General features: G+C 43.6%; 5 protein-coding genes. All 5 read left to right on the top strand.

Features of this window, described 5'->3' with window-relative positions; genetic code table 11:
• Positions 1-230: putative dsRNA-binding protein (locus A3761_RS02920; RefSeq protein ID WP_231881133.1), on the top strand; the 230-nt coding region annotated here is incomplete at its 5' end.
• Positions 231-245: 15 nt separating this feature from the next.
• Positions 246-1,169, top strand: a complete 924-nt coding sequence (gene era, locus A3761_RS02915; RefSeq protein WP_068507888.1) for a GTPase Era — start codon at positions 246-248, stop codon at positions 1,167-1,169.
• A 29-nt stretch (positions 1,170-1,198) separates the two neighbouring features.
• Positions 1,199-1,939, top strand: a complete 741-nt coding sequence (gene recO, locus A3761_RS02910) for a DNA repair protein RecO (RefSeq protein ID WP_082870153.1) — start codon at positions 1,199-1,201, stop codon at positions 1,937-1,939.
• A 5-nt stretch (positions 1,940-1,944) separates the two neighbouring features.
• Complete coding sequence (gene pdxJ, locus A3761_RS02905) at positions 1,945-2,685, top strand: pyridoxine 5'-phosphate synthase (protein ID WP_068507886.1); 741 nt, start codon at positions 1,945-1,947, stop codon at positions 2,683-2,685.
• Between the two features lie 9 nt (positions 2,686-2,694).
• Positions 2,695-3,072 (top strand): holo-ACP synthase, encoded by a 378-nt coding sequence (acpS, locus tag A3761_RS02900; protein WP_068507884.1) that lies wholly within the window; start codon positions 2,695-2,697, stop codon positions 3,070-3,072.
• The last annotated feature ends 161 nt before the right edge of the window (positions 3,073-3,233 follow it).

The raw sequence follows: 3,233 nt of genomic DNA, 5'->3' as shown, positions 1-3,233 counted from the left end.
CCGAAAAAGACCCTAAAACCCGCCTACAAGAATATCTGCAATCTATAAAGAAAGACCTCCCGAAATATGAAGTTATTAAGGTCACAGGTGAAGCTCATGATCAGACTTTCTTTGTCGAGTGTGAGGTTGCATCAATGAGTATCAGAACAAATAGTGAAGGCCCTAGTCGACGAATAGCTGAGCAAAAATCAGCAAAGCAAGCGCTGGCTATTCTGGAAGAAAAGTCATAACCCTGGAGTATTATCATGACTGAATTCGACTTGGAAAGTTTTAATAACCCGAATACCCGTTGTGGCTATGTCGCCATTGTTGGGCGCCCTAATGTCGGCAAATCAACGTTGCTAAATCGTATATTGGGTCAAAAGATTAGTATTACCTCAAAGAAGCCTCAGACCACGCGTCACCAGATTTTAGGGATCAAAACCGAAGGCGAAGCGCAAGTCGTTTATGTTGATACACCTGGTTTGCACCTGAAAGAACATAAAGCGATTAATCGATATATGAATAAAGCGGCGTCAGATTCGCTTAAGCATGTTGATGTTATTGTCTTTTTGGTTGATCGAACCAAGTGGACAGAGGAAGATAGCTTCGTGCTTGAAAAAATCCAAGCTGCAAAAGCGCCTGTAATTCTCGTGTTAAATAAAGTTGATCAGGCAAAAGAAAAAGGTGCTTTGTTACCGCACATTCAAGTTTTGGCTGAGAAGCATTCGTTCAACGAAATTATTCCAGTTTCTGCCAAGCATGGACATAATGTTGATTCTCTTGAAAAACTAATTGATAGCTTCCTTCCAAACAGTATTCATTACTATCCTGAAGATCAAGTGACTGACAGAAGTCAGCGCTTTCTGGCTGCTGAGCTTGTGCGTGAGAAGATCATGCGACAGCTGGGGGAAGAGCTACCTTATGCGGTGACTGTAGAGATTGAAGAGTTTAAACAGGTTAAGCACGTGCTGCATATTAGCGCGCTAATACTTGTAGAGCGCAGTGGTCAAAAGAAAATCGTTATTGGTGACAAGGGTGAACAAATAAAAATCATTGGCCGTGATGCTCGTAAAGAAATGGAGCGCTTGTTTGATACCAAGGTGATGTTAAACCTATGGGTTAAGGTCAAAAGTGGTTGGTCTGATGATGAAAGGGCTTTAAAGAGTTTGGGTTATCGAGACGAGTAAGGCTCCTTTAAATAGGGGGCGGTCAGTGCATGAGTATGATTGAGGAGCAGCAAGCGGTTTATGTTTTGAACCGGCGCCCTTATCAGGAGTCCAGTCTTTTAGTTGATGTGTTTTCACTTAATTTCGGACGGCTTACTTTGATCGCAAAAGGGGCCTTGCGAAAAGGAAGTGCTTGGTCAGCCTTGCTTCAACCCTTTCAGGCTCTTTTGCTCTCTTGGAGTGGCCGCTCTTCAATCAAAACACTTCGATCCGTCGATGTTCCAAGCCAGCCCTATAAGCTTCGCGCAAACTATCTTTTTAGTGCTTACTACCTTAATGAATTGGTTCTGAAGCTAGTACCGGACAATGAGCCAAGCCCGGGAGTGTTCTCAAACTATGTAGATTGTTTGGATCAGCTAGCTGAAGGGCAAGACTTGCAGCGCTGTTTGCGAAAATTTGAATACCTTTTACTGAGTGAGCTAGGATTACTGCCTGATTTTGAACATGATATTTATGGTCACAAGATTCAGAAGGATCAGGGATATAAGTTTCTTTCACAGCAAGGTTTTGAAGGAGTTGGTAAGGCCAGCTCTAACTTAGGAAGTGTGTTTATTATAAGTGGAAAAGCAATATCGCTTATCAGTACTTTAGATATTGTTAATGGCTCTACCTGGCAAAAGGAAGAGTACTTAAAGGCCAAGCAGTTGATGCGCTATCTGGTTGATGATGCTTTGGGTGGTCAGGTGATAAAAAGTCGAGAGTTATTTCGTCCGATAAAGTTTAAGGGGTAAATTTGATGGAAAATCCTAATGGCAGAGTTTTATTAGGCGTGAACGTTGATCACGTGGCAACCTTGAGAGAGGCTCGTGGCACACGTTACCCTGACCCTGTTCAAGCTGCTTTACTGGCTGAAGAGGCTGGAGCAGATGGTATTACAATTCATCCGCGTGAAGATCGACGCCATATTCAAGAGCGAGATGTACTGGTGATGAAGGAAACCTTGCAAACTCGAATGAATCTTGAAATGGCAGTAACCGAAAATATGCTAGGGCTTGCCGAGAAGGTTAAGCCTGAACATTGTTGTTTGGTGCCTGAGAAAAGAGAGGAACTGACTACTGAGGGTGGCTTGGATGTCATTGCGCAGGAAGATCGTATTAAGGATGCCTGCGCTCGCTTGAGTGAGATTGGTTCAGAAGTTTCTCTGTTTATCGATCCTGAGCCTGCGCAAATTGAAGCGGCTGTTCGTTGCGGTGCTCAAGCCATTGAGATTCACACAGGGCATTATGCCGAGTGTAAGGATCCGCTTGAATTGCAAGCAGAGTTAGGAAGGATTCGTAGTGGTTTGAACTTGGCCTTGTCTCATGGCCTGATTGTTAATGCAGGGCACGGTTTGCACTATCATAATACGCATGCGATAGCGGCCATACCCGGTATTAACGAACTCAATATAGGGCATAGTATCATTGCTAGGGCTTTGTTTGTTGGCATAAAGGATGCGGTTCGTGAAATGAATGCCTTAATACAATCTACGAGCTAATAGTGAATTATGACTGTTAAAGGTATTGGCAATGACCTGGTTGAAATCCAGAGAATTGCCAGATCCCTCGAGCGTTATGGAGAGCGCTTTGCAAAGCGGATATTATCCCCCAACGAGTTTGACTCCTTTCTTGAATCGAATCGTCCAGACAACTTCTTAGCTAAGCGTTTTGCTGTCAAAGAAGCTGTATCAAAGGCTTTGGGTACTGGGGTCTCTCAGGGTATTACCTGGCATGATATAGAGCTCGCGCATTCGGTGAGCGGGCAACCTGTTGCTGTCTTGCACCAAAAAGCAAAATTAAAAATGGAAGAAATGGGTGCAGAGACTATACACATTAGTTTATCTGATGAATCCGGCTTAGTCTCTGCGTTTGCAGTGCTCTCCTGAGTCTTATAGTGCTAACTGAAGACCAAGGTATACGCCGCTTTCAAGGGTTTCATTCTTGCCATCTAATTCGCTGCCAACATTCATATAGCGGAAGCCGAATGCGATATCGGCATTTTCAATAATTCGGTAATTGACTTGGGTTCTAAAACGACTGAACTCGT

This window comes from Oleiphilus sp. HI0123, assembly GCF_001635315.1.
Note: the sequence above shows the minus strand (reverse complement) of the source record. Positions and strands in the feature narration are given on the sequence as shown.